Consider the following 26958-nt stretch of genomic DNA (forward strand, 5'->3'; position numbering starts at 1 on the left):
GTTTATTCATGATCGAGTCGATTTACACCAATTACCGTCTACAACTCCCCACCGAAGAGGTGGTGGGCACGCTGGTGGTGCGAGATGGACGCATTGCGGATATTCAGCCGGGGGTGGTTGCCCAGGGCGAAAACGGCGCTGGCGACTATTTGCTGCCCGGTTTAGTAGAGCTGCACACGGATAATTTTGAACAGCGTCTGTCGCCGCGCCCCAAGGTATGCTGGCCCATGGATATGGCCGCTGTGCATCACGATCGCGACCTGGCGGCCGCTGGCATTACGACGGTGTGTGATGCGATCGCCGTGGGCGACATCACCCCCGACTCCATGCGGATGACCCAGTTCGACCCAATGATCAATACCATCCACGATGGCCAAACCGCTGGCCGGTTTGCCGTCGATCATCGATTGCATCTGCGCTGTGAGTTGGGCTACGAGGCTGTGCACGAAGTGACTGCGACCTATGCCGAACACCCGCTCCTCGCCCTGATTTCCTTGATGGATCACACGCCCGGTCAACGGCAGTTCGTCCAAATCGACAAATACAAAGAGTATTACCAGGGCAAGCACGGGGTCAGCAGTGCGGAGATGGAAGCCTTCATTCAAACGCGGATTGATGCCCAGCAGCGCCACGCCGAAGACAATCGCCGCAAGCTCGTTGAGCTGACCCAAGCTCACCAAATTTGTCTGGCCAGCCATGACGACGCCACCCCCGAGCATGTGCAGGAAGCGCTGCAAGATGGGGCCAAAATTGCGGAGTTTCCCACGACTTTGGACGCGGCGAAAGCGGCCCACCAACATGGCTTACAAGTGCTGATGGGGGCTCCCAATCTGATCCTGGGCGGTTCCCATTCAGGCAACGTGTCCGCGATGGAACTGATCGAACAGGACTTGGTCGATATTATCTCTTCGGACTATGTGCCCCAGAGTCTGGTGCAGGCCATCTTCCTGATTGCGCAGCAGCAGCAAAAACCGGTGTATGAGGCGATGCGGCTGTTCACCGCCAATCCGGCGCGGGCCATTGGGCTCGATCGCGATCGCGGCAGCCTCGCAGTGGGCAAGCGCGCCGACTTCCTCACCATTCACTATGACGGCACCGTCCCCCGCCTGACCGCCGTCCACCGTCAGGGTCGCCGCATCGCCTGATCGGCCCCCACCGATTTGTCCGGCGCGGTCCCCGACCCACCGATCTGCTCACCCTGGATTGCTATGCCATATACCCTCTCAAGCCTGCTCGATCTTTATCGCGATCGCGGTCAAGCCCAGTACGGCAATGAAGCCGTTAGTCAGCTCGAACACGCCCTTCAGTGCGCCACTTTAGCCGCAGCGGCAGGACAATCGGCCGAGTTGATTGCCGCTTGCTTATTCCACGACTTGGGGCACCTGCTCCACCCCCTGGGCGACGCCCCCGGATTGCGCACCATTGACGATCGCCATGAATACCGAGCCATGCCGGTTTTAGAGCAGATGTTTCCCAGCACCGTTACTAGACCCATTCAGCTGCACGTCGCCGCCAAGCGGTACCTCTGCGCCGTCGATGCCGGTTACTGGGATGCCCTATCCGCCGCCTCAAAGCGGAGTCTGGAACTCCAGGGTGGCGTATTTTCACCAACTGCGGCGGCGGCTTTCATTCAACAACCCGACGCCAAACAGGCGGTGCAACTGCGGCGTTGGGATGATTTAGCCAAAGTGCAGGGGCTAGAGACGCCCGATTTAGACCATTTCTTACCCATGCTGCAACAGGTCCATCGAGCGCCCTCCGAACCCCTCGGCTAAGGGGGCCGCTCAGCCCCAGTCGCCCAGTCTTGCCCCCATTCGTTGTTGTGTAGATGGTCAAAAATATGGAAAGCACTCATGTTCAGCCTCGGTTTGCCATGCTGCCGGATATGGCGCTGCAGCCTCGGGGCGTCGTCTCAGAACAGTATTTGCAGCGGGGACTGACAACCTTCCGCGCCGCTTGCGCCTGGACGCAGGACTTACCCTACGGTGCCAACTCCAATAACGAGGATTCTTTGATTCTGTTTGAGGAAGGTTACGGCACTTGCACCACCAAACATGGCGCGATCGCCCGCCTCGCTGAGGAACATCACCTGCCAGTTCATAAAAATCTGGGATTCTACCGACTGAACGATGAAATTGTCACCGGAGTCAATGCGTTGCTCGCCCCCTATCAGCTGGAGTTTATTCCCCAAATTCATTGCTTCCTGGTTTACGAAAATCATCGCATCGACCTGACTGAGGGCAACTGCAATGGCAAAAACAAAACCATTGCCGACTATGACTTTGTCGTACCAGTCGCCCCTGACCTGACCCACGAACAGCATCACGCTTACTATTTGGAGTATCTGCGACAGTATGCAGCGCTTGCGCCTGCGCTGGCGGCCCTCAGCGAGGAAACCGTGATGGACATATTAGCGGCGTGCGATCGCCAGCTCAAATATCAGTGTTCCATCATGCTGGATGCCGCCAACCCGCTGGTTCCAGCGACCCGCTGACTTGATTGTTGCGTCTGAGAGTTCACCATGAGTTTTGACCACAAACCGCGTATCCTGTTCCTCTACGGTTCTTTAAGAGAACGTTCCTACAGCCGTTTACTGGCCGAAGAAGCCGCCCGCATCATCGAAGACTTTGGCGCTGAGGTGCAATTCTTTGACCCCAGAGGTTTGCCATTGCACGGGGCTGAGCCTGACACCCATCCCAAAGTTCAGGAACTGCGAGAGTTATCCCTATGGTCGGAAGGCCAGGTGTGGTCTAGTCCAGAGATGCATGGCAACATTTCGGGACTGATGAAAACCCAGATTGATTGGATCCCGCTCAGCATCGGAGCGATTCGGCCAACCCAGGGCCGCACCCTGGCGGTCATGCAGGTCTCCGGCGGCTCCCAATCCTTCAACGCGGTCAATACCATGCGCTTGCTGGGACGCTGGATGCGCATGTTCACCATTCCCAATCAGTCTTCCGTAGCCAAGGCGTATCAAGAGTTCAATGAAGACGGCACCATGAAGGAATCAGCCTATCGCGATCGCGTAGTGGACGTGATGGAGGAGCTTTATCGCTTTACCCTGCTGCTACGAGACCAGGTGGATGACCTGACCGATCGCTACAGCGAACGTAAGGCCGCAGCGGCTAAACAGATTGAGCAAGCTGCTCAGAAAGCAGTGCAGTAATCCCAAAGCCGTACTCTACATATCAGGGGCATGGCATCTTCTCCGGTAATTCCCCCAGCTGACTCGGTAATCGAATGTACGAAGCTCATTCAATATTGAACGGGCCTTACAGGATTCGAACCTGTGACCGACCGCTTAGAAGGCGGTTGCTCTATCCTCTGAGCTAAAGGCCCTAGTCGAGAGTTGCATCTTACTAGAGAACTCCACTCCATTATCTATTCTCCTGACAAATCAGCAACCACCTCAGCCGTCATCACTTGTTGATCGGGAAGGCCGATTTGTCATGCTTTCCAGGCTTACAATTCCAGCGGCAAAAACGTCTGAAAGCATTGTCAACACTGGTTTAGCACATGTGCTGCAGGATTGACCAAACGCCCCATGTCCTGAGAGGGCAAATGGTCGGCCCAATCAGCGAATATCATATGATGCAAAGTTTCCAGTATTCATGCTGGTGAACCGACGGGATGGGCTAATGTAAGGTATCAATAACGTAGGGTTGAGAGGCCCTACGCTCTCTTAATTGAGAGGGTTGCCTGTCCGATCAGAATGAGCTATCAGGCGCGATCGCACCTATAGTTTTCTGAGCTTGACTCCACAGACACGAATCGCTGCATCATGTTCATTCTTAAGCGTCAGGATGTTGATATTAAAAATGTTCAGCATCCCAGTAAGGAACAGCCAATCCCAATCTTGTACTATCAGGGGCAGACTTTTCGGCTGCTGAGTGTTTTTGCGGCAGCGCAAGAAGAAGAAGCCATGGCGCTCTGGCGCGACCTGACTGACAACCGGGGCAAGGCCTGCGTGCTGTTAGAAGAGACCGAACGCTTTAGCATTTGGGGCAAGATTCGGCTGGATGCGTTAGACCAAGACAGCAGCCAAGGCAGTGGCCAACCAGCCGCCCAAGCGTTGATTCAAGGCTGCCTCTTAATTTTGCAGGCTTTATTTATTGATATTGAAGATTTGCTGGGAGCCAAGCAGGCTAACTTGTTTGAGAGCGAGATCTCGAGCGCTCTGATGCAGTGGCGGTTTCCGCAAGTCAATTCAGAAAAGGCCATTAAAAGTCTGTTGACGATGGATCCGCTGGCGACTCAGGTGCCCCCTTGGGAAGAGCACCACTTGCAGCGACTTTTAGAAGAAATGCATCGGTTGGGCAAGGATGCCTTTGGCAATGCCAACTTTACGGAGCGATCGCTCGATGCCATCGAAGATCTCTCGAATAATGAACAAAAACAGTTCATGAGTTGGCTCTCGATGTCGCCTTCTGGCAAGTTGTGGCAATAAGGAAGCAAACGGCTTGACATCAGCTCATGCTGCAAACTAGCCGAGTTTGATGCCCCCTGCCTTACGTATTGCTAACCCTGGATAGATTTAATGCGTCAGTTTAGCGATATTGCGGTAAAACAAGACCTACTGGGTTATTCTGCTGTGATTTGAGCGCCTCAAAAGCGACCTCAACGGGTTGAACTTTCCCAAACTTGTTGTGTGCTCTGAGGAGAGTATTCCATTGAGCAAGCAGTCTTCCTCCTCTTCTTCGCTGTTGTCAAACAATGCCCTGATCACCCTTTCGATCATTTGGGCATTGCTGGCAATTTTCATTTTTCTGTTTTTCAGCGTGCTGCCAGAAGGGGCCGACACGCGGCCAAACTGGTATCTCAACACCATTACCATTATTGAAACTGGCGCGTTTCTCTTTGCGAGTTTTTTGTGCTTTCGTAATTGGCAAAGTAGTCAAATCGTCAGTGGACGAGGCGTCTGGCTATCGATTGGAATTGGCTTGCTACTGTATGCCGGTGGCAATATCTTCTTTTATCTGTGGAATAACGTTTTTGGTCTAGATCCGTCGGTGTCCTTTGGCGACTTCTTTTATCTGTCGTCCTATGTCTTTTTGGCTGTGGGGATGTTTAAGGCGGTGTTGCCCCGTCGCCTCAACCTGGATCCCAAGCAATGGGCAATCGTGGTTATCGTGGCCGTCTTGGGTGCAGCGCTGGCGATTTTCCCCCAATTTGGCGGCGATGAGGCCGCGATCGCTCCCCCGATGCCGCCATCGGTGTCTGCTCGGGTCACGCTGGCGTCTCCGGCTTGGGCGCAAGACCCGCCGCCTGCTGAGCCTGCTCCTGCGGAACCCGTCCCCGCTGAATCGGCCCCCGCTGAACCGACGCCTACTGAACCCGTTCCGGTGGAAGTTGACGAAGCACCGCCATCGACAGCGCCGGGGTGGGCGGTGAGCATTGACAACCTCCTCGATCCGTTTGTGGATATTGTGGGCTATCTCTACATTTTCGGCGACTGGTTATTGTTGGTCGTGGCCACGACGTTGCTCGTTGCTTTTTGGGGCGGTCGCTTTTCGCAGTCGTGGAAATTGATCGCGATCGCGGCCTTCTGCCTCTACATCGCCGATATGTTTTTCGCCTACCAAGACAACTATATCGAAGGTGCGGTGTGGGAAGTCTTTTGGACGTTCTCCGCGCTGTTCTTTGGGCTGGGGGCCGTGGTAGAAAATGCGATCTCAAGTCGTTCGCGGCGCGGTGCTCGCCGCCGTCGAGTACAGTCCTGAAACCTGTCAGACTCCGTTGCGCTGTCTGCCTTGTTGACTCTCCAAAACTCGCGATCGCGCCTACCAATCCAAGCGGGCGATCGCGAGTTTTGATTTTTCTGGCTGTGTGGCAGCAGCGATGGGGGAAATCAAGCGATCGTGATTTCCTCCGACAAATACACGTCTTGAATCAGGTGAAAGAGCTTAACCCCTTCGGCAAAGTCGCGCTGAAAGGTTTTGCGACCGGAAATGAGGCCACAGCCCCCCGCCCGCTTGTTAATGACCGCCGTGCGTATCGCTGCCGCAAAATCATTTTTGCCTGAGGCTCCGCCAGAGTTGATGAGTCCGGCTCGGCCCGCATAGCAATTCAGCACTTGATAACGGGTTAAGTCGATGGGATGGTCGCTGGTCAGGTCGGAATAAACCCGGTCATCCGTGCGGCCAAACTTTTGCCCAGTGGCTTGGGCCACGGCTCGATAGCCGCCGTTATTTTCCGGCAGCTTTTGCTTGATGATGTCGGCTCCAATGGTGGTGCCCAGGTGGTTGGCCTGTCCCGTCAAATCAGCTGATAGGTGATAATCCTGATCTTGCTTGAAGGCACTGTTGCGTAGGTAACACCACAGAATCGTCGCCATTCCCAGTTCGTGGGCGCGGGCAAAAGCTGCTCGCACTTCTTGGAGCTGTCGGGTGGCCTGCTCGGATCCGAAGTAAATCGTCGCCCCCACGGCCACGGCTCCCAAGTTCCAAGCTTGCTCGACCGAGGCATACATGACCTGATCATTGGTGTTGGGAAAGGTCAAAAGTTCGCTGTGATTGAGCTTGGCGATAAAGGGGATGCGGTGGGCGTATTGACGTGACACACTGCCCAAGACGCCTACCGTGGTGGCAACGGCATTACAGCCTCCAGCGATCGCCAACTCGATAATATTTTCGGGATCAAAGTAAATGGGATTGGGCGCAAAAGAGGCCGCAGCGGAATGCTCGATGCCCTGATCGACAGGCAAAATCGACAAGTACCCAGTATTCGCCAATCGGCCGCTGCCATAAAGCTGTTGCAGGCTGCGGAGGACTTGGGGATTGCGATCGCTCTGCGCAAAAATTCGTGACACCCAGTCAGAGCCTGGCAAGTGTAACAAGGCTTTTGAAACCTTCGCGGTGTGGTTCAGTAAATCGTCCGCCTCATCACCTAAATAGTCACCGATTGTGTGCGCTACGGGAGTCGCCACCATTTCTTCTCTGTCTCCATATGCAACCTCAGCCAGTCTGACTTGCGGCCCATCCGAGGCGACCTAGCAATCTGCCAAGACTCACTGTTCATCTTTAGGCTAAGGGGCCGCTGGGGAAGCGGCTTCCCCCAGACCACAGATCTCGGCCCATAACCAGCGATAGAGACCGTCGCCCAGCCGTCGCCAGTGGAATCATCGGCAAGATGCAGCCGCCGATGGCAATCGGTAGCCTAGAGAGGCTGCCCCCAAATTTGTACAATGTCACAGTCTTTTTGCCACGCGGCCTTTGTGGCTCTAGCCACCAACCGTCTCAACGAGTTGACGAAATTTTATGAGGCGCTGCTGCAAACGCCACCCAGTAGTTTGATGGCCGATCGCTATGCCGAGTTTGCGATCGCCGGTCTCAAACTGGCCCTCTTTCAACCGCAGGCCACTCACCAAAGCGAATTTGCTCAGCCCGACCACGCCGCCATGAGTTTGTGTTTAGAAGTGGCGAATCTGGAGGCGGCGATCGCCCACCTCACCCACCTCGGCTACGCCCCACCGGAAGCCATCACCACAGCTTCCCACGGTCGCGAAGTCTACGCCTATGATCCCGACGGCAACCGCCTCATCTTGCATCAGTCGTCGTAACCGTTCCCCTCGTTAAGGCGAGCTGCCATGAGAACACGCTCTATTTTTGGGCGGTTTCGCGTTGGCGCTGCACGACCACTTGCCGAAAGCCCAGCACCACCAAAATATTCGAAATCGTCAAAAATGACTCCGCCGAGCCATGCAGCCAATCGACATTGGCGAGTTCGGCGCCGTAAGCCTGTTGCGCATAAATGCCAGCGGGAATCGTGATGACGACAAACACCAGTAAAAAATAAAATCCCACCAGGGCGAGACGCGGTGTTTGTCCTGACCGCGTCACAAAAAACAAAAATCCCAGATAGGGAAACAGCGACATGGCAAACAAATTTTGCTTGTCCAATAACGTTTCCATCGCCTTACTCCAAACGAATACTGCTGCTGGGGCGGGTTGCAGAGGAGGGGCTCGCCGCCGCTCTGCAACTAACCTTCTACGGAATCTTGTGAGGTCTTAGCTTGCCGCCAAATCCACCAGGCGGCGAGACATGCGGTGGAATTACCCACCACTGTCATGCCCGCTTGCAGCGTCACCAGCCACGACAGAGACTCGGCATTATCAAAAAAGTGCCAGGTGCAGGCACACATCGCGCTGATCAACGAGGGCAACATGCCAAAGGAGAGCGCTCGCCAAGCCGTGTGGCCCGTCACCCCGGCAAACACCCAAATGAACCAGATCGCGGCAATCCATTCAACAACGCTGGTGATGTGAACCACCCAGGTGGGAATTGAGAGGGCATGCATAGAATTTGCAACAGCAGATAACAGCAGGGGGCAGACAAGCTCAGCACGGCCATCGTTAGCAGTCACCAACTTGTCCTTCTAGTAAAAGGGCGATCGCCCTTGCCCATCATCCCCCAAGCGGACGTGTTTCCCAACCGTTGGGTCGCTTTTTTGCTCCTTGTAGGCGGCCAATTCAGCAGTATGGTAAGAGGGGCATTTGGGGCAACGGAGTGGGGATGAGAGTTGTACTGTGTGGTTATTACGGCATGGGAAACGGCGGCGATGAAGCCCTGTTGGCGGCGCTGCTGCAAATGCTGCCGCCGCACGTGACGCCGGTCGTGCTATCGGGCAATCCTGATGCTACCCGACGGGATCATGGCGTCGAGGCTTACCCCCGCAAGTCTTTAGCGGGAATTTGGGCGGCGTTTAAAGGCGCCGAGGGGTTTATCTGGGGCGGCGGTAGTTTGATGCAAGATGCCACCAGTGCCCTGAATCCGATTTACTACGGTGGGCTGATGCTGTGGGCTCAGCTGCGCGGCCTCAAAACGGTCGCCTGGGCTCAGGGCATCGGGCCGTTGCAGCGGGGCTGGGCACGACGACTGGCCTACAAAACCTATCACCAATGTACGGGGGTGACGGTGCGCGATCGCGCTTCGGCAGCCCAGGCGGCTAACTGGGGGGTACGGGCTTGGCTTTCTCCCGATCCGGTCTGGGCGTTGAGTTCCACCCCTGTGCCCGGACTGGCGGATTTTCCAGCCCCGCGCGTCGCGGTCTCATTGCGGAGTCACCCCTGGCTAACGCCCGATCGCCTAGCTAATTTTGGCGAAGCCCTGGCGAACTTTCAAACCGCTACAGATGCCAGCATTTTGTTAGTCCCGTTTCAAGCCAGTAATGATCTGGCCATTGCCGAGGCGATCGCGCCGCAACTCCCCGGCCCGCATCAGATCCTGTCGTTGACCGATCCCCGCCAGCTCAAAGGCGTATTTCGCGGAGTGGAAATGGCGATCGCCATGCGACTCCATGCGCTGATCATGGCCGCTGCCGAGGGCTGCCGCTGCTTTGCCCTGAGCTATGACCCCAAAGTGACCTATCTGGCCGAAGACCTCGCCATGCCCGGTTGGGAAATGGCTCCCGTCACTGATCCGGTCATGCCGACTGACTTTGCGCTGGCGGCGTGGCCCGACAGTGCCGCCGCGATGACCCAGACCTGGTTAAAACATTATGCGAATGGACTGCCCGCTTCACCAGAACAGATTCAGTCACGGGTCGATCGCGCCCTCATCCATCAAGAAATGCTGCAGCGATTTCTCGCCGACTCATAGCTCAGCCTGCAGGTAGGGACAACTGGGATCAACGTCGCACGGCCTGGACAAAGCGATCGCACCTGGCCAAATCGGCCACGGGCTGGATCTCTCGATATTGTTGGGTCGCCTTTAACAGTTCCCTAATCGCTGCCGATTGTCCCTGCATATGCTCCACCAGCCACAGGCCACCCGCGACCAAATAGTCCGGCGCCGTGATGACCAAGTGCCGGATTGCTGCCAAGCCATCATCACCCCCGTCTAAAGCCAGATGCGGTTCATGGTGGGCGACTTCGGGTTCCAGCGTTGAGACCACCGCCGTGGGAATATACGGTGGGTTGGAGACGATGCCAGCTAATTGGCCGTGCCACTTTGACAAAGGCTCAAACCATTCTCCTTGTAAAAACTGGATGCGATCGCTCAGGCCATGGTCCACTGCATTTTGTTGGGCGATCGCTAACGCCGCACCACTCACATCCACCGCGAGAATCTTGGCTTTTGGCAACGCCTGCGCGAGGCCCAGGGCGATCGCGCCGCTGCCAGTGCCCAAATCTACCCAAGTACCCTGGCTGAGAGCTGTCGCTTGGGGGTTTTGTGCCAGCCAGTCCATGACTACATCAATGACCAATTCCGTTTCGGGCCGGGGAATCAAGACGGCTGGCGACACCCGTAAGGACAAATCGCGCCAAGCCACCTCCCCCACCAAATGTTGAATGGGTACGCGATCACTCAGACGTTTTTGCCAGCGAGCCTCAAGTTCCGCCAGGAGAACCCGCGAGGGCACTTGGGTAACTTGCGCTAAAGTCCCGAGCCGCAGCGCCAGACTATCGACTTGGCACAACCCGCGCAGCAACCAATCCACTTCGGTCAGGTCAATTTGGTGGATTTGAGCTTGCGCCCGCGCCTGCGATCGCCAGGCCCACAAGTCCTGACCGCTCAGCCGATAGGGAAACGCCGCCACCCTCACACCCTGTGACTCTCATACCCTGCCACCTTCATACCCTGCCACCCTCACAGCACCCGCAATACGCTCGGCACCTGTTGAATATTGGCAAACTCCCGCAGTTCGGCCAACGCCGCTTGAAAGTTGCTCTCTTTCACTTCATGGGTGACCACGACCACCTCGGCCGTCTCCCCATGCACGTCAATTTGCACCACCGATTCAATGCTGACCTCGTGATTGCCAAAGCAGGTGCCGATGCGGCCAATGACGCCAGCCTGATCTTTCGCCAACAGTCGCACATAAAAGCGACTCACGATGTCCGCCATGGGACTCACCTGGCAATAATGCTGGTGCGTGCAGGCCAAGAGCGGATTTTGCGGCTCAGAGGCGGCGGCTACACTTTGCGATTGCAGCGTGCCCACAATATTCAAAATGTCGGACACCACCGCACTCGCGGTGGGCCCTTCCCCAGCCCCCGGCCCAAAGAACATCACCTGACCAATGGGATCACCTTCCACCAAGATGGCGTTGTAGACATCGTTGACGCTAGCCAGGGGATGATGCTTGGGCACCAATGTTGGATGCACCCGTAGTTGTAGCTGCTCCAGCGCTTCATTCGACATTGGGCAGGTATCCCGGCGGGCGATCGCCAGCAGCTTAATCACAAAGCCTAAGCGATCGGCATAGGCAATATCCGAGGCGCTCACATGCCGAATGCCTTCGCAAAACACGTCCTCTAGCTTGATGCGTCCGCCAAAGGCCAGCGATGCCAGAATGGCAATCTTGTCGGCAGCATCGAGACCGTCCACATCTGCCGTCGGGTCGGCTTCGGCATAGCCCAGCTTTTGCGCATCGGCCAGAATGGCCTCAAAGTCGCCACCCTCCTCCTGCATCCGGGTCAAAATATAGTTGGTCGTGCCGTTCACAATGCCCGTCACCGCTTGAATGCGGTTGACTCCCAGCGCTTGCTTCAACGGCTGAATTACCGGAATGCCGCCCCCGACTGCCGCCTCCAGCAACACATAGACGCCCGCTTCGTTCGCTGCTGTAAAAATTTCGTCGCCATAGCGGGCAATCACGGCCTTGTTGGCGGTCACCACATGCTTGCCTTGGCGAATGGCTTCTAAAATCAGCGATCGCGCTGGCTCTAAGCCCCCAATCAGCTCCACCACCACATCCACATTGGGGTCCGTGACAATCGCTTGTAAGTCGGTCGTTAAACGGTCTCTCGGCAACTCAATCGCGCGGGGTTTATCGAGCGATCGCACCCCCACCCGATAAATTTCCACGGCTTTCACTAGCGGGTGCCGCTCTGCCGGATCGAGCAAAATTTTTGCCGTGCCGATCCCGACTGTCCCTAAACCCAATAGACCTACTTTTACCGTCACCGTTAGCTGATTCCTTTTTGAAAGCCTTTACCAATGGTAGGGGATGCCGTTACGAACAAAAACCGGAGAGGCCCAAAAACCTCCCCGGTCCAAACAAAAGAGCGAATTGACTAACAACATGCCTCAGTTAAAGGCCGTAGTCGAACGGTGGATAGACCTAGTAGGTCTCAACGTGCCACCGATGCTCCTTCTTCATTTGCTTACGGAAATCGTCCCAATTGATACCGTTCTTCTCAGCTTCGGCGGCCATCGCGGCATCAATGCCGTCTTCCATGCCCTTCAGACCACACATATAAGTATGGGTCTTCGGATCTTGAATCATTTCCCAAATGCGAGCCGCATTTTCAGCCACCCGGTTTTGGATGTACATCTTGCCGCCTTCAGCATTTTGTTGCTCACGGCTAATGGCATACGTCAATTCAAAGTTGTCGGGATACTTGGCCTGTAGCTCTTCCAACTCCTCTTTGTAGAGAATGTTGGCCGTGTAGGGTACCCCAAAGATCAACCAAGCCTTACCGTGGAACTGATAGTCGGGATTGGCTTCCCGCTCAGCATCCTTAAACATGCGCCACAGGTACGCGCGGAACGGTGCAATGCCAGTGCCAGTTGCCAACATGATGATTTTGGCGTCTTCGTCATCGGGCAGCAGCATTTCCTTCCCGACCGGGCCAGTCACTTTAACTTCGGCACCGGGCTCGATATTGCAGAGGAACGAAGAGCAAGTACCGTAAACGGTTTCGCCACTCTCGGGATCTTGATACTCGAGCTGACGAACGCAGAGAGAAACGGTTTTGTCATCCATGTCATCGCCATGCTGGGTCGATGCAATGGAATACAGCCGCAGTTTGTGGGGCTTACCTTTCTCATCGGTGCCATCGGGGATGATGCCAGCACTCTGACCTTCGACGTAGTGATAGTCACTACCCGACAGGTCAATCTTGATGTGCTGCACAATCCCAGAACCGCCTTCGCCGACCAGAGGCTCATTCGAGATGACCTTAGCGATGAGCGGATCTTTGGGCTTATAGAGGTTAACGGGAACGTCTTTCTTTTTGGCTTTGGGCGTCGCTTGAGTCATAGACTTACCATTGTCTTGCTGTGTAGCAGCAGGCGCGCTCTGACCATTCGTATCGGCCTCATTTACCGGCGTGATGCTAACAATCTCACCACCCATGCGGGTAATGCGCTGCATCTCTTGATTCATCCGGCTGTAGGGCACGGTAATAAAAACGCTGCCGCTCTTACGAATGGGATTATCCATCTTGTCGGTTTCAGCGTTCTGCCGTAGCCCCTTGACTTCGTACCTAAATAAGCGACTTCCTGATACAGATGTGGCACTACCGCCACTCACGCTTGGATTATACATTTGCTGACTGTTATGACTCCGAGAATCGGTCTACATCGGCAAGCCTGCTTTGCTGTTCCACCCATGACAGAAGTAGGCACAAATATCGACAAGGCTCGCCTAAGCATCATTTTCCCTAGCGTATCACTGTACCGGAAAGCTCTCCCAATTTGGACTCACGGGACACCGTCAGACCCAAAATGGAAGACGTTTTAACGGCGATCGCGCACTGCCTGCCATGTATAAGGTAAAAGGTTTTTTCTTTCAGCATTGTGTTATTCATCGCATTTTTCGATCGATCACAGGCTTTTGGAACATTAATGCTGCGGGTTAGTCACTTTGCTGCGCTGCAGCAGTGGCCTCTCTCAGACCTTTAGACAACTCAGTTAGTCGCGATCGCGCCCCTGACCAAGCACATTAGTGCTACCCCAGTCTCATGATCTGATGACACGGGTTTAAGGCAGCGGCCTCTTGGCCCCCAGCACCGAGGAAGAATTGCTGTAATTGAGTAAATACACTTGTGAGCAGTGATACCGATTTGATACTATTGCGTCTTAGTGAAGATATTGATGGTGGAGCCTACTTTTGCTTATGCAACGGTGGGGATCTCTGTGAGACTGGTTTCTTAATTGAATCTATTCCATCGTGTTGTCTCTGCCCCTGAGCTGTTCTGCATTCATGGTCTTTAGGTCGTGAGTTCGGCGCAGGTTATTGACATAATCAAATGTTTCGAGCTGAGCAGCGATGAGTCAGCGTTAGCAGCCGCAACACATCTCATCTCTGATGTTCGTAACGCTAAAGGATCGAAGCACTAACAGGCGACAGTGATTGTCGCATTGTTTCACTCAGTGCTAAATCAAATCTAAATTATCAATTTTAGTTGTTTTCTGTGTTGCTCGAGGAAAGCTATGACAAGTATGCCGGATCGCGTGGTTTTGATTGGGGTTGCTGGCGACTCTGGATGTGGTAAGTCCACGTTTTTGAGACGACTTGCCGACCTGTTTGGTGAGGAATTTATTACCGTCATCTGTCTGGATGACTATCACAGCCTTGATCGAAAGCAGCGCAAAGCGGCTGGTGTTACGGCTTTGAATCCGAAGGCCAACAACTTCGATTTGATGTACGAGCAAATCAAGTCGCTGAAAGCGGGCAACTCTATTGATAAGCCAATTTATAACCACGAGACGGGTGAAATTGACCCTCCTGAGCGCGTCGATCCCAATCACATTGTGGTCGTCGAAGGGTTACACCCCATGTATGATGAGCGGGTGCGTGAGCTCCTCGACTTTAGCGTGTATCTCGATATTCACGACGATGTCAAGATTGCTTGGAAGATCAAGCGTGACATGGCTGAGCGGGGTCATACCTACGAGGACGTTCTTGCTTCCATCAATGCTCGCCGCCCTGACTTCGAAGCCTATATCGACATCCAAAAGCAGTATGCCGATGTGGTGATTCAGATTTTGCCGACGCAACTGATTCCCAACGACGAAGAGAAGAAGATTTTGCGCGTGCGTCTGTTGCAGAAAGAAGGCATTGAGGGCTTCGACCCGGTATACCTGTTTGACGAAGGCTCCACGATTGACTGGATTCCTTGCGGTCGTAAGTTGACCTGTTCCTATCCCGGCATTCGGATGCACTATGGTCCGGATAGCTACTACGGTAACGAAGTGTCGGTGCTTGAAATTGACGGTCAGTTTGAGCGTTTGGAAGAACTGATTTATGTCGAAAGCCACCTCAGCAATACGTCCACTAAGTATTACGGTGAGATGACTGAGTTGCTGCTTAAGCACCGTGAGTATCCAGGTTCCAACAATGGCAGTGGTTTGTTCCAAGTCTTGGTGGGTCTGAAGATGCGCGAGAGCTATGAAAAGATCATTGCGAAAACGCCCCAAGCGGTGGGTTAAACCCAGCAATTGAGCGATCGCGCTAATTCAATAGAAATTAAACGGGCGGTGAGGAGCACTCATCGCCCGTTTTGTTTTTGTGCGGGGTGAGAAACCTGGCCAGCACACACTGATCTACTACGGTTGCGGCTTGGCCAAAGCACGGTAGTTGCGGTCTAGTCAGCGGTCTCGGGCTCCGTTGGCAAGACCCTGACTGTGCCCGACAGTTTGAGTTTCTGATCGGCGACCTGACAATCGATCAGGGTCACTTCATCCCCCAGGTCAATTTCAAAGCCGTGCAGGTCAGACAAGGGGATGCTGGTGGGGGCGGTGCTGGTCTCGTCGGCGAGCCAGTGGGGATTATCGAGACAGAGTCGATGACCGTCGCGAATCGACAGTTGCGTGCTGATGGCGATCGCGGCCACCGTCGGGACCTTGGGCTGTAGCCGTAGAATAACTTGGTCAGCTTGGATGGCAGCCTCGGCCTGGTAGTGAGTATGCACGGTGCGATCGGGCAGCGAGTCGAGGACTGCTTGCAGTGGGGCAGCTTCTGGCTGAGAACGAGCCAGTAGCTGCAAAAAGTCATAGAGTCCTTCCCCCAAGAGGGGGGATTGCAGCGAGTCATTGAAATCAGCTTCGGTCAGCTCGACGGCTCCATGAATGGGGAAGGGGGCCAACAAGCGCAAAGGTTTACGGCGTATCACCTGGCCTAAATTGACGCGAATGCCAGAAGCGGTGACGGTGGCTTGGCTGAGATGAATGCCTTGATAAATCGCCTTTTGGGCGGAGAGGGCGATTTCAGGGATGTGGCCGGATAGAATTTCGCGATCGCGCCCCTGCACCTCAAATTGCAGATTTTCCACATGGTCAAGCTGTGTTGTGAGCCAGAACCGAATGGCTGGGGGCAGCACCCGACTAATCATCCGACTGCCACGGGGTTGGGTCGAAGACGCTTTTTCCACCGCTATGATGCCTCACTCACACACTGTATCCATCGTCATTCAACCACGTTGTTGGGGAGGCTGTGACGGGCAAAAATTGCGATCGCACGAGCGGGCGAGATCAAAATGTCAGGAAACATAGACATACAAAAGGGATTGATCCTAGAATGTCATGAAAATATGACATAACGATCCCCGAAACTGCCTTGCTTTCATGGAGACGCCATTAGTCAAGGCTTTCAAGGGTTGATTTGATTCTGCTGGATCTGTCATAGTGTCACCAAATTTCGATCCCCGCATCGTGATTTTGATCCCCGCTGAATGTTGACGGCAATATTGAGGCGGCAGTCCTACAAATTTAGGAGGAGTGAATCTTATGTCCGAGTCGATTCCAGCACTTGAGGATATGACCCTTCGACAGCTCCGCAAGGTGGCTAGCGAATACGAAGTTTCTCGCTATAGCCGCATGCGTAAATCTGAGCTGATCGAAGCCATCATGGCCGCTCAGACCCGCCGGACCTCCTCGATGCCGACCCCAACGGCAGCAGTAGAAGGCCAGACCGAGGTTGAGGCATCGAAGTTTGCGCCGGCGACGGAGCCAATTCCGGCTGAAGCCTTGGCTTCCGTGGATGAAGGGCTGCCTGACCTGCCTAGCGGCTATGGCGAGAGTCGCATCGTCTTGATGCCCCGTGATCCGCAATGGGCTTATGCCTATTGGGATATTCCCAACGATCACAAAGAGGAACTGCGCCGCCAAGGGGGGGCACGTTTAGCATTGCGCTTTTACGATGTGACCGACATTGATATGGGCTACCAAGCGCCCCATAGCTTGCAGCAGTACGAGTGTGACGAGATGGCGCGGGAGTGGTATTTGCCCATTCCGGTGAGCGATCGCGACTACGCCATTGAAATTGGCTACCTTTGCAACGACGGTCGCTGGCTGCTGCTGGCCCGTTCTGCCCCGGTTCACATTCCCCCGGTATACCCCTCCGACTGGATCGAAGATCACTTTGCCACCGTGGGCTGGGATCAAGATCTGCGGGGCGGCCAGATTGCGACCCTGACCCATCCGAATCGTCGGGTCGAGACGGGTGCGGGCAACCAAATTTATGATGAAATCTTCGGCATGGCCGAGTCCGCCGAAGCCCAGCGGGTGGCGGGTTCTCTCTTTGGCTCGATGCAGCATGTTCCTGGCTCGATGATCAGCTCGTTTGCGCTGCCGACCAGCTCTTACGTGTTGGCCTCAGGGATGGGCATGTGGGGCGGCGAAGTGCCCACCACAGCGCTGCCAACCACTTCGGGCATTGGTCTCAATATGTCAGGCATTGGCCTCAACATGTCGGGCGTCGGTTTCTCTGCTTCGGCACCGCCGATTCGTCCCCGTCAGTTCTGGTTGGTCGCGGATGCTGAGCTGATTGTGTACGGCGCAACTGAGCCCGATGCGACCGTCACCATTGGCGGTAAGCCGATCAAACTCAATCCTGACGGCACGTTCCGGTTCCAAATGTCCTTCCAGGATGGCTTGATTGACTACCCCATCTTTGCGGTCGCCGCTGATGGTGAGCAAAACCGCGCCATTCACATGAAGTTCAACCGGGAGACGCCCTACCGCCGCACCAACACGAAGGAAGAAGCGGTGCAAGAGTGGATGAGCTAGCTCGCTGGCTCAAACCCGTTAACCAAATTAGTTGAATCCTGAGAGCGTTGCTAAGCAGCGCTCTTTTTTTGTGGCTGATATTGTGGCTGGTCGCAGGCGGCGAGGGGAGCGCTGAACTTCAACGAAACGCAACGATCGCGTGTCGCTGTTGCTCTCGGGGCAACCTGAACAGTATCAGGGGTGTGTTTCGTCGGGATGCATGCCTGAAGCATCATCTACCCGCAGTGTCCACATTATGAATCCGCTACAAGATGTCTTCATTTCCTATGGACGGGCCGATAGTAAGCAGTTTGCCAAGCGGTTGAACGATCGCCTCGTTGCCGAGGGGTTGGAGGTGTGGTTTGATTTTGACGACATTCCATTAGGGGTGGACTATCAAAAGCAAATTGATGACGGCATTGAAAAGGCGGACAACTTTCTCTTCATTATTTCGCCCCATGCCATTAACTCACCCTATTGCCGCTTAGAAGTGGAACTGGCCCTGCAACGGGGCAAGCGCATCATTCCGGTATTGCATGTCGAAGCGATTGACCGAGAGCTGTGGCAGCAGCGATATCCCACGGGCACGGATGCCGAATGGGATGAGTACACCGCTGCAGGCAAACACGCCAGCTTTCCCAACATGCCGCCAGAGATTGGCAAAATTAATTGGGTGTACATGCGGGAAGACCTGGATGATTTTGAGGCCTCTTTTCAGGGACTGCTGGCGATTTTTGCCCGCGATCGCGACTACGTCCATCACCACACGATGCTGCTGCAAGCGGCTCTGACCTGGGAAGCGCACCAGCGGCAGACCCCGTTTTTGCTGACTTCGGAGCAGCGATCGCAGGCTGAAAGCTGGCTACATCAGCGCTTTTCTGACCGCCAGCCCCCTTGTGAGCCAACGGTGTTGCATTGCGAATACATCACCGCCAGCATTAAACAGGCGCAGGGCGGCATGACAGCGGCCTTTTTGTCCTATGCAGACGAAGACAAAGCGGTGACGGAGCAGGTCCGGCAGTTGTTGATGCGGGAAGGCTTGACCGTCTGGACTAACTACACCGACTTGACGACGGGGGAAGACTTTCAAAGCGCGATTGATCGAGGCATCGAAGCCACGGACACCCTGGTGTTGGTGGTGTCGCCTGCGGCGATCGCCTCCGCTTATTGTTACCACGAAGTGCAATATGCTCTGAGCTTGCACAAACGGATTGTGCCGCTGCTGTATCAACCCGTGGCGGGGGAACCGTTGGTCGAGGACTGGGCAGCGATCCAGTCGTTGCAATATATCGATGTGACGCACTGGAGCGCCGCGACGCCGGTGCCGCAACGGGATGAACCGGCGGTCAGCCAGTTGCTCAACATTCTGCAAACGGATGCGGGCTATTACCAACGCCACAAAGTTGCCCTGACCCAAGCGCTCAAGTGGGATCGCCAGAGCCGTCCCCCCGGCCTCTTGCTGCGGGGCAATACTCTCCGTCAATTTGAGGGATGGTTGGCGGTCGCCCAGGAGCGATCGCAGTCCCCCGCCCTCAGCTTGCAAACGGAGTTCATCGAGGCGAGCCGCAATCAGCCTGAAGATCTCACCCTGGATGTCTTTTTGGCCTATGCGGATGAGGATGTCGAGTTTGCGGCTCAACTCAATGCGGCGCTACAAAATCAGGGAAAAAGTACCTGGTTTGATGAGGAAAGTATCGACGCGGCAGCCGACTACCAAGCGGAACTGAACGAGGGCATTGAGCAGGCAGACAACATTGTCTTCATTGTTTCCCCAGCGGCGATCGCCCTCACGAGCTGCCTAAAGTCGCTGAGTTATGCTGCCAGCCTGGACAAACGGATCATTCCCGTACAGCTCCAGCCGGTGGAGGTGACGAGTTTGCCCCCGGCCATCCAAGCGCTAAAAGCGATTGATTTTCAGACGTATCGGAGTGACTTTTACGAAAAATACAGTGAATTAGTGCGCACCTTAGACCGCGATCGCGACCATATCCGGGGGCACACAAAATGGCTAAACCGCTCCCTGGAATGGGAGGCCGAGGGCCGCCCCAACGATATGCTGCTGCGGGGCAATGAATTGGCCGTGGCGGAGGGGTGGTTGCAGCAGGCGATCGCACTCCACAAGCTCCCGGTTCCTAGTGCACTCCAAAAAACTTTTTGTCAGGAAAGCCGGGCCGTGGTGGCAGCGGCAGAGCAGGCCGAAAAAGAGCGTCAGGAAAAAATATTGCGCCTCCAGCAAGAACGGGCTCAGGAAGCGGAGGCCCGGCTGAGCGCCGAACAGCGCAGTGCACGGGTGCAAAAATTCTTTTTGGGGGCGGTGAGTGTCGGGTTTGCGATCGCCTGTGGGCTCAGTTTCTCGACCTGGAGGCAGTATCACCGTTCGTTAATCAACGAACTCGTTGCCACCACCAAATCCAGCGCCGCTTTATTTGCCTCCAATCGCAAACTGCAAGCGATCGTTGAAGCCATTCGCGCCCAAAACCAGCTCAGCCAACTGCGGGGTGAGCATCCCGACTTGGCCGCTGCCGCCGATGAAGTGCTGCAACAAGCCATCTACGGTGTGCGAGCCACCAACCAACTGGTCGGCCACGAAGACTGGGTGGTCGCCACCGCTTTTAGTCCCAACGGACAACAGTTGGCCAGTGGCGACAAAGCGGGAGTGATCAAAATTTGGCAAGCCGACGGCAAACTGCTGCATACCCTGGCCGCCCATGACCGGGGCGTCTGGGGCTTGGCCTTTAGCCCCGATGAGCAGCACCTCGTGTCCGGTGGGGCCGATCACCAAGTCCGCATTTGGGATACCGACGGCACCCTGGTGCGCACCCTGAGCGGTCATGAAGATATTGTGGCGGGGGTAGCCTACAGTCCCGATGGTCGGGTCATTGCGTCCGTCAGTGTGGATCAAACTCTGCGTTTGTGGACGGCAGCGGGTGAGCCCATGGGCGTGTTTGATCAAAATAAAGGCTACGTCGTCTCAGTGGCCTTTAGTCCTGACAGTCGCCAGGTGGCGGCCACCACCACCGATGGCCTGGTGACCATCTGGAACCGGACGGGAGAAAAAGTGGCCGTTTTGAAGGGGCATACTGGCCCAGTGTGGAATGTCGCCTTTAGCCCTGATGGTCAAACGATCGCGTCCGTGGGCGCCGATGGCACCATCAAACTGTGGAGCCTCGACGGCACCCTGATCAAAACCATGGAGGGCCATCGCGATGATGTGGAAGGGATCGCTTTCAGCCCTGATGGGCAGTACATCGTATCGGGTGGGGCCGACCATACCGTGCGGCTGTGGCGGCGGGATGGTACCCCCATCGCCATCTTTCGCGGTCACGAAGATTGGGTCTGGTCGGTCAGCATGAGTCCCGATGGCCAAACCATTGCTTCCGGGGGGGGCGATAACTTGGTCACCCTCTGGCGCTTGAGCGACTTATTCACCACCTTAGAGGGCCATTCGACCGAGGTGTGGGATGTGGCGATGAGCCCTAACAACCAATTAATTGCCTCCGCCGTAGGAGATGGCACCGTCTGGCTGTGGGAGCGCGATGGCAGCTTGCGCCAGCAAATTAAAGCCCACACCAGCGGGATTGAACAGGTGGCCTTTAGTCCCGATAGTCAGGCGATCGCCACCGCCAGCTGGGATACGACGATCAAGCTCTGGGATTTAGCTGGCAACTTGCAGCAAACCTTTGAGGGCCACGACAACTGGGTACTGGGGGTGCGTTTCAGTCCCGATGGCCAATTGCTGGCCTCTTGCAGTGAAGACGGCACCGTGCGCATCTGGCAGCGTACCGGCGAAAGCGTGGCGGTGATGGGGGTGGGCGAAAACTATGGCGCGGCGGATGGGCTCAGCTTTAGCCCCGACGGCCAATTCATTGCCGTGGCGTTTGAAGATCACGTCGTCCGCATTTGGGATCGCGCGGGCAACTTGGTGCAAGAACTGATCGGCCATGAGGGACCGGTCTACAGCACCGCATTTAGTCCCGATGGTCAGATGCTGGCTTCTGCCGGGGCCGATCGCACCATTCGTCTGTGGAATCGGGACGGTGAATTACTACAAACGCTCACTGGGCATGAAGACTGGGTGTGGCGAGTCGCCTTTAGCCCGGATGGGCAGACCTTAGCCTCAGGGGGCAACGATCGCACGGTTCGCCTCTGGTCGGTGGACGGCATGTTATTAAAAACTTTCCGGGGACACCAGGCGGCCGTCGAGGGGATTCAGTTCAGTCCCGATGGTCAGACCCTCGCCTCCGCCAGTTGGGACACCCGTGTCATTTTATGGAATCTGGAGGAAGCGGGGGATATTGATCCCCTGACCTATGGCTGCGATTGGATTCGGGGATACTTAGCCCACAGTGCCGATGTAGACGATCAAGATCGGACGTTATGCGATCGGGCCGCGCCTTAACTTAGCAGGCCGGGATTGCTCAGTCGCCAACCCGGTCATCCTGTATCCGCACTCAGCCCGTCGAACCAATCCAGGCAATGTTTAAGGGGGAACAGGTTTTGCTAACCAAACTGGGTATCAGTCAGCGGCTCGATGGCCTTCTCGGTAAAATCTCGCCAACCGATTGCAGGCGAGCCTGATCAGATCCCCGGTTCCGTATCTCGCAGGCGACGCATCAACCAATCAAACCGAATACCACCGAGCTTCATGTTGTCTGCCATATCCGACGACAGCAGCGCTTGATTGAGTTCGGTGGGCTCCCAAAATTCCGCCTCCAAATGCTTGACCGTGCCCCTCAGACGAATCGACAACAGGGTTGCTAGAGATTGATACCAGCGTTTCGCAAAGCCAATATCCTGATCAAGCTTGCGGTTTAGCACCGATCGCTCCACCATGAGCACCACCGACGGTTCACTCGCAGTCACCGTCGCCGACGGTGGCAAATGATCGACAAATGACATTTCGCCCATCACCTCACCGCTCGACAGACGCGCGATGTAAGCCTTGGGAGAATGGTCTAGCGACACCAAAAACTGCCCTGTCAAGATCAGGTAGATCGCGTCAATCAATTCCCCTTCACGAATCAAGACTTCACCATCGGCGAGTTCACGTCGGGTTCCTGCAGTCACTAGCCAATCCACATCTTCGTCTTCCAAGATGCCTAATATAAATAGAATGCGTTCCATGGCTTAAATCTGTCCTAAGTGGATTGATCGTCGCTTAACGGCTAATTGCTTCGCAGCAGCAGGTACAAGATGTGGGACGAGATACTTACGGTTAATAACGAGTTGCAGTGTTGTTTACAGATATCGATGCGGTAGAAGTCCGAGCCTATTTCCTTGGGCAAAAAGTTGACTTACAACCCTTTACTCAAACGGCCCCGCTGGCGGTAGATCCCCTGACAATTCATAGTGGTGACGACAATTGTGTCGTCTTATTTGATTATGGAGTGGCGGTCTTATTCGGCTTTTCTGGCATTGAGGAAGCTAAGTTTTTGAACGATATTCAAGGACTGATTGTAAGCCCGTTTGACAAACCTGAGACAGAAGACGTGCTAATTCGTCAGGCCCCGGTTAATGAAGGCAAAGTCGAAGGCGGGGTGATTTTGGTGCCGCAGTTTGATGTTCCCGTATTGCAACTGGTGGCTCATGTCTTAGCCAAGAGCGTGGTGCTGGATCAGTATGAGGCCGAAACGGCGCAAGTCTTTGATTTGATTGAACCCTTTGCGGCTAGCCTCCAGCAGCCCAAGTCGCCCCGCCACGGGGCCAAGATTTTGCTCAATCAAATTGGCAACTCATTGCTCATCCATCACAAAATTGTGGGTCGGGTGGAAATCGTCGATAAGCCGGAACTGCTGTGGGAATATCCCGAACTGGATCGGTTTTATGCCCGAGTTGAGGATGAGTATGAAATTCGGGAACGGCACTCATCTCTAGACCGCAAGCTGGATCTGGTGTCGCGTACGGCTGAGACCGCGCTGGACATTCAGCAACAAAATACGGGCCTGCGGCTGGAATGGTATGTCGTGATCTTAATTGTGATTGAAGTTCTGTTATCGGTTTATGAGCTGATAATGATGAATAAATCCCTGACAGGAGGATAACTATGGGGGCCATTGTCGAAGTGACGAGCCCGACCTTTGAAGAGGCGGTGCTAGAGCAGTCGTATCAAATGCCAGTGGTGATCGATTTTTATGCCCAGTGGTGTGGCCCCTGCCAAATGTTGAAACCTTTGTTGGAAAAGCTGACTCAGGAGTACGAGTTTACGCTGGCGAAGGTGGATATTGACCAAAGTCCCGAGCTGGCGCGGATTTATCACGTGGAGGGAGTGCCTGATGTCAAGGTGGCGGTGAAGGGAGAGATGTTCAACGGATTTGTTGGCATGTTGGACGAGGGCCAACTGCGATCGTTTTTAGAACAGCTCAATCTCAAGTCCCAGTTTGAGGAAGCGTTGGCCGAGTTGGCGACGATTCGCACGACCGGAGATCGGAGGCAACTACAAGAGAAATACGCGGAGCTGTTGCGACAGTATCCCGATCGCCCTCAATTGCTGCTCGATGCCGCACAGTTTTACCTCAGCCAAAAGGAGTTTGACGAAGCGATCGCCCTGCTAGACCGTATCGACCCGCTACAAAAGCCCTATGGTGACCAAGCCCAAGCCGTGCGATCGCTGATGGAATTTCATCAAACGGTGGCGGAGCTAAGCCCTGACAGTGAAGCGGATGAGCTGTATCTGGCCGGAGCAAAAGCGGCGATCGCGGGTGACTATGAAGCGGGGCTGGCGCAATTTTTGGCGCTGGTGCAGTGCGATCGCAAATATCGCGCCGATGCTGGCCGCAAATCCATGCTGACCTTATTCAACCTGTTGGGCAACGACCACCCCTTGACCCAGACCTACCGCAAACAACTGATGCAGACCCTTTATTAGCCGTGGTTGGGCGGCTGGGTCAGAGGGTGATTGGGTCGCTGGGTGCCTGGAACCGCTGCAAGTCAGCGAAAGAGACTGCTGTTAGCAGCGTAGCCCTTACGGCGGCAACCCTGAGAATGCTAAATCGCTGAGACCTAAGGTTTAGAGGCTGCCAGCTCTGCCGACTTCTAACTCAATCCTTCTTTACCGCTATGCCCCTGCCGCGCTCACACCCACTCACCCACTTCACCCTGCCACCCTCACACTCTGCTACTCCCCCACTTGCCACGCCGCATCAAAAAAGTCATATTCACACTGCATCGCATAGCGAAACGTTTCTGCTGCGAGCTCATTGTCGGGACTGTATTGATCAACCAAAGTCTCGAGCTGCGCTGCCAGGGGCTCAAAGTCTTGGCTGCTATAGGTCCGGACCCAGTCACCATACTCATGAGTCGGAATGCCCTGACTGGCGAGCGATTGGCCGATGAACGCATATAAACGCATACAGGGCGACATCGCGATCGCCGTGAGACCCGCTGTTTGCTGCCAAGCCGTCGCTAACAAAAAGTCGGTATAGCGCCGTGTCGCGCCGCCAGGGTGCACTGCGGACAAATCCACCCCCCACGCTTTGGCATAGTGGCCGTGCAGTTTGAGCTCATGCAATACGCCTCCAGCTAGCTCATGAAAGGTCATGAATCCTGGCCAATCCGGTGCCTTAGCCGCCGCCACGCTGTAGGCCCGCGCAAACGCTTCGAGAAAGAAGGCATCTTGCCCCACGTAATAGGCAAAGGTGTCTCGTGGCAAGGTGCCGTCATAGATTCCCTGGACAAAGGGATGAGTCAGGCAAGCCTGGGCTAAATCTTGGTTGGCTTGCCAAAGGCGCTGAGACAAAGTCATTACAAAGTCAATGTAAGCAACCTCTCTCTTGTAACCGAAGTGGGGGCATGAGCTCTACCCAAATCTGCTTCAACAGAGCGATTACCAACGCGATCGCGTTAATGCGGAAAGCTGCCGTAGGGAAAGCCCGCATTCTCATCCACCAGGGCATATGCGCCATTGTCGGCCATCGCCGCAGCGGATAACGGCATATCCTGCGCTTCACTGCCATACATAAAGTCTGGTTGGCGAGGGGGTTCCTGCGCCGCCTGTCGTTTGTCTTGCAGGTCTTTGTTCAATTCACGAATGCGGCGAGATAGCAAGCGAATGATATTGATGGCGATCCCCGGTGTTTCATCGATCGCTTCGTAAAGTTGGTTCTGCGTGAGAATCAGGCAATCACATTCTTCTAACGTGGTGACCGAGGCTGATCGCGGCTCCGCATCAAATAGCGACATTTCCCCAAAACACGCGCCCGCATCTAGCTCAGCTAAGGTTTGACCATCTTTGCGATGCACTTTGACCTGTCCTTTCACCACAATGTAGAGCGCCCGTCCTTCATGGCCCTCAGTCAAAATGGTGTGTCGCTCAGGAAACGAGATCTCATCCATGATCGACACCAGTCTGATCAAAAAGTCATCCCTTAACTCGTTGAAGATCGGGACTTCTCGAACAAACAGTAAGCGGTCAACACTCGTCAGCATACAAAGTCAAACATTCACCCCAAGCATAACAACGGTTACTCAGCCGACCTTGGCGCCGGGGAGAATCTTTAAGGAACCGGCATTTGACCATCAAGGATACGTCAGAATCCTGAACTCTGTGGCGAAATTTGTCTGCGGTGCCAAACATTGGTCAAGATGGCCTGCATTGCCTGAAGTTGGCGACTTTGCGCTTCAGGGAGCTCTACTCTGGAGAACGAGCGATCGCGGCCCACTCTCTGATCGATCTAGCTTACTGGCGTTGCAGCACGGCTTGTCTTTCGGCAACTTGCTTCAACCGCCGCAATTGAGCCTCCATATCTTGCTTAGTCAGCTTGGCCGCAAACGTATTGAAACCAAAGGCGACGATGGGATTGGGTACGGCAAACTGAAACCGATTTAGCAGCAAGGTGCCGCGCTCATTGGGCTGACATTCCCAGCGATCGCGCCCCTCAAAAAAGCCCTCAAACTCCCACACAATCAATCCCGGTGCGCGTTCTACCACCGTGCTGATGAGCGTTGGCTGCCACACAGGCAATTGAATGATGAACTGACTCTTGCCGCCCAATTCAGTATCCCAAGTGTCGCCCATCGGCTCGCAACGCAGGGCCGGATTGAGCCACTGATGCATGAGGGCGAGATCGGTCACACAGTGCTCAACTAGCGTCGCATTCGTCGCCACTTGAATGGATTGCTCAAAAACTTGTTCTGAATGTGCCATAAAGACCCAGTAAACCTCATCAATTCAGCATGTTTAGCCCTCTCCTGACCGGTGGCTTAGCCCCAACAACACGAGCGTAGCCGCATCCTACATTTGGCTGA

General features: G+C 55.0%; 24 protein-coding genes and 1 tRNA gene. 13 read left to right on the forward strand and 12 right to left on the reverse strand.

Translation table 11 applies throughout. The annotated features are described in order from the left end of the window. Positions 1-8: 8 nt before the first annotated feature. The 4 genes from DYY88_RS23130 to arsH all read left to right on the forward strand — a co-directional run bounded on the left by DYY88_RS23130 (position 9) and on the right by arsH (position 3166). A complete protein-coding gene (locus tag DYY88_RS23130; protein WP_039729963.1) occupies positions 9-1145 on the forward strand; it encodes an alpha-D-ribose 1-methylphosphonate 5-triphosphate diphosphatase in 1137 nt (378 codons plus the stop codon). 63 nt (positions 1146-1208) lie between these two features. Continuing rightward, entirely contained in the window at positions 1209-1775 is a 567-nt protein-coding gene (locus DYY88_RS23135; protein WP_039727279.1) for a phosphonate degradation HD-domain oxygenase, read from the forward strand. 65 nt (positions 1776-1840) lie between these two features. Continuing rightward, positions 1841-2494: a hypothetical protein gene (locus DYY88_RS23140; RefSeq protein WP_201279012.1), complete on the forward strand. Its 654-nt coding sequence runs from the start codon at positions 1841-1843 to the stop codon at positions 2492-2494. Between the two features lie 27 nt (positions 2495-2521). Next, positions 2522-3166, forward strand: coding sequence for an arsenical resistance protein ArsH (gene arsH, locus DYY88_RS23145; RefSeq protein ID WP_039727280.1), 645 nt, complete (start codon positions 2522-2524; stop codon positions 3164-3166). Positions 3167-3266: 100 nt separating this feature from the next. On the opposite strand, the gene DYY88_RS23150 is transcribed toward arsH, so the two are convergent. After that, positions 3267-3339: transfer RNA gene (locus tag DYY88_RS23150), tRNA-Arg, on the reverse strand. 442 nt (positions 3340-3781) lie between these two features. Between DYY88_RS23150 and DYY88_RS23155 the strand changes: the two genes are divergently transcribed. Together DYY88_RS23155 and DYY88_RS23160 are read left to right on the forward strand one after the other, a co-directional pair. After that, positions 3782-4447, forward strand: coding sequence for an Npun_F0813 family protein (locus tag DYY88_RS23155; protein WP_039727282.1), 666 nt, complete (start codon positions 3782-3784; stop codon positions 4445-4447). 223 nt (positions 4448-4670) lie between these two features. After that, positions 4671-5720, forward strand: a complete 1050-nt coding sequence (locus DYY88_RS23160; RefSeq protein WP_052288455.1) for a hypothetical protein — start codon at positions 4671-4673, stop codon at positions 5718-5720. Between the two features lie 128 nt (positions 5721-5848). On the opposite strand, the gene DYY88_RS23165 is transcribed toward DYY88_RS23160, so the two are convergent. After that, a complete protein-coding gene (locus DYY88_RS23165) occupies positions 5849-6928 on the reverse strand; it encodes a class I fructose-bisphosphate aldolase (protein WP_039727284.1) in 1080 nt (359 codons plus the stop codon). Positions 6929-7183: 255 nt separating this feature from the next. Between DYY88_RS23165 and DYY88_RS23170 the strand changes: the two genes are divergently transcribed. After that, positions 7184-7558 carry a VOC family protein gene (locus DYY88_RS23170; RefSeq protein ID WP_039727285.1) on the forward strand — a complete coding sequence of 125 codons (375 nt, stop codon included), beginning with the start codon at positions 7184-7186 and terminating at the stop codon, positions 7556-7558. A 40-nt stretch (positions 7559-7598) separates the two neighbouring features. Here DYY88_RS23170 and DYY88_RS23175 read toward each other — a convergent pair whose 3' ends face one another. Both DYY88_RS23175 and DYY88_RS23180 read right to left on the reverse strand, forming a co-directional pair. Then, on the reverse strand, positions 7599-7910 hold the full coding sequence (locus DYY88_RS23175) for a DUF3593 domain-containing protein (protein ID WP_039727287.1): 312 nt from the start codon (positions 7908-7910) through the stop codon (positions 7599-7601). A 68-nt stretch (positions 7911-7978) separates the two neighbouring features. Then, on the reverse strand, positions 7979-8296 hold the full coding sequence (locus tag DYY88_RS23180; RefSeq protein ID WP_039727288.1) for a DUF2499 domain-containing protein: 318 nt from the start codon (positions 8294-8296) through the stop codon (positions 7979-7981). 215 nt (positions 8297-8511) lie between these two features. Between DYY88_RS23180 and csaB the strand changes: the two genes are divergently transcribed. Then, complete coding sequence (csaB, locus tag DYY88_RS23185; protein ID WP_039727289.1) at positions 8512-9597, forward strand: polysaccharide pyruvyl transferase CsaB; 1086 nt, start codon at positions 8512-8514, stop codon at positions 9595-9597. A 28-nt stretch (positions 9598-9625) separates the two neighbouring features. On the opposite strand, the gene prmC is transcribed toward csaB, so the two are convergent. The 3 genes from prmC to cpcD/petH form a co-directional block, all read right to left on the reverse strand. Next, positions 9626-10537, reverse strand: a complete 912-nt coding sequence (gene prmC / locus DYY88_RS23190) for a peptide chain release factor N(5)-glutamine methyltransferase (protein ID WP_039727290.1) — start codon at positions 10535-10537, stop codon at positions 9626-9628. A 50-nt stretch (positions 10538-10587) separates the two neighbouring features. Continuing rightward, positions 10588-11907, reverse strand: a complete 1320-nt coding sequence (locus tag DYY88_RS23195; RefSeq protein ID WP_039727292.1) for a homoserine dehydrogenase — start codon at positions 11905-11907, stop codon at positions 10588-10590. A 157-nt stretch (positions 11908-12064) separates the two neighbouring features. Next, positions 12065-13273 carry a bifunctional rod-capping linker CpcD/ferredoxin--NADP reductase PetH gene (gene cpcD/petH, locus DYY88_RS23200; protein ID WP_039727293.1) on the reverse strand — a complete coding sequence of 403 codons (1209 nt, stop codon included), beginning with the start codon at positions 13271-13273 and terminating at the stop codon, positions 12065-12067. Positions 13274-14160: 887 nt separating this feature from the next. Here cpcD/petH and DYY88_RS23205 point away from each other — a divergent pair. Then, the gene (locus DYY88_RS23205; protein ID WP_039727294.1) at positions 14161-15159 is read left to right on the forward strand and encodes a phosphoribulokinase; all 999 of its coding nucleotides are present in this window, start codon (positions 14161-14163) and stop codon (positions 15157-15159) included. A 155-nt stretch (positions 15160-15314) separates the two neighbouring features. Here DYY88_RS23205 and DYY88_RS23210 read toward each other — a convergent pair whose 3' ends face one another. After that, positions 15315-16100, reverse strand: coding sequence for an LmeA family phospholipid-binding protein (locus DYY88_RS23210; RefSeq protein WP_130199575.1), 786 nt, complete (start codon positions 16098-16100; stop codon positions 15315-15317). Between the two features lie 355 nt (positions 16101-16455). On the opposite strand from DYY88_RS23210, the gene DYY88_RS23215 reads away from it, so the two are divergent. Then, positions 16456-17736, forward strand: a complete 1281-nt coding sequence (locus DYY88_RS23215) for a DUF4912 domain-containing protein (RefSeq protein ID WP_039727296.1) — start codon at positions 16456-16458, stop codon at positions 17734-17736. Positions 17737-17935: 199 nt separating this feature from the next. Beyond that, complete coding sequence (locus tag DYY88_RS23220; protein ID WP_130199576.1) at positions 17936-22114, forward strand: TIR domain-containing protein; 4179 nt, start codon at positions 17936-17938, stop codon at positions 22112-22114. Between the two features lie 179 nt (positions 22115-22293). Here DYY88_RS23220 and DYY88_RS23225 read toward each other — a convergent pair whose 3' ends face one another. Next, positions 22294-22839 (reverse strand): cyclic nucleotide-binding domain-containing protein, encoded by a 546-nt coding sequence (locus DYY88_RS23225; protein WP_039727297.1) that lies wholly within the window; start codon positions 22837-22839, stop codon positions 22294-22296. A gap of 107 nt (positions 22840-22946) precedes the next feature. Here DYY88_RS23225 and DYY88_RS23230 point away from each other — a divergent pair, with 107 nt between their 5' ends. Together DYY88_RS23230 and DYY88_RS23235 are read left to right on the forward strand one after the other, a co-directional pair. Beyond that, a complete protein-coding gene (locus tag DYY88_RS23230) occupies positions 22947-23756 on the forward strand; it encodes an RMD1 family protein (RefSeq protein WP_039727298.1) in 810 nt (269 codons plus the stop codon). 2 nt (positions 23757-23758) lie between these two features. Next, complete coding sequence (locus DYY88_RS23235; RefSeq protein ID WP_039727299.1) at positions 23759-24580, forward strand: tetratricopeptide repeat protein; 822 nt, start codon at positions 23759-23761, stop codon at positions 24578-24580. Between the two features lie 249 nt (positions 24581-24829). Here the strand turns inward: DYY88_RS23235 and DYY88_RS23240 are convergent, their stop codons facing one another. The 3 genes from DYY88_RS23240 to DYY88_RS23250 all read right to left on the reverse strand — a co-directional run bounded on the left by DYY88_RS23240 (position 24830) and on the right by DYY88_RS23250 (position 26857). After that, positions 24830-25456: a TenA family protein gene (locus DYY88_RS23240; RefSeq protein ID WP_039727300.1), complete on the reverse strand. Its 627-nt coding sequence runs from the start codon at positions 25454-25456 to the stop codon at positions 24830-24832. 98 nt (positions 25457-25554) lie between these two features. Next, positions 25555-26046, reverse strand: coding sequence for a Crp/Fnr family transcriptional regulator (locus tag DYY88_RS23245; protein ID WP_302849267.1), 492 nt, complete (start codon positions 26044-26046; stop codon positions 25555-25557). Between the two features lie 343 nt (positions 26047-26389). Next, positions 26390-26857, reverse strand: coding sequence for an SRPBCC family protein (locus DYY88_RS23250; RefSeq protein ID WP_039727301.1), 468 nt, complete (start codon positions 26855-26857; stop codon positions 26390-26392). Positions 26858-26958: the final 101 nt, after the last annotated feature.

Source organism: Leptolyngbya iicbica LK (genome assembly GCF_004212215.1).
Lineage (GTDB): Bacteria > Cyanobacteriota > Cyanobacteriia > Phormidesmidales > Phormidesmidaceae > Halomicronema > Halomicronema iicbica.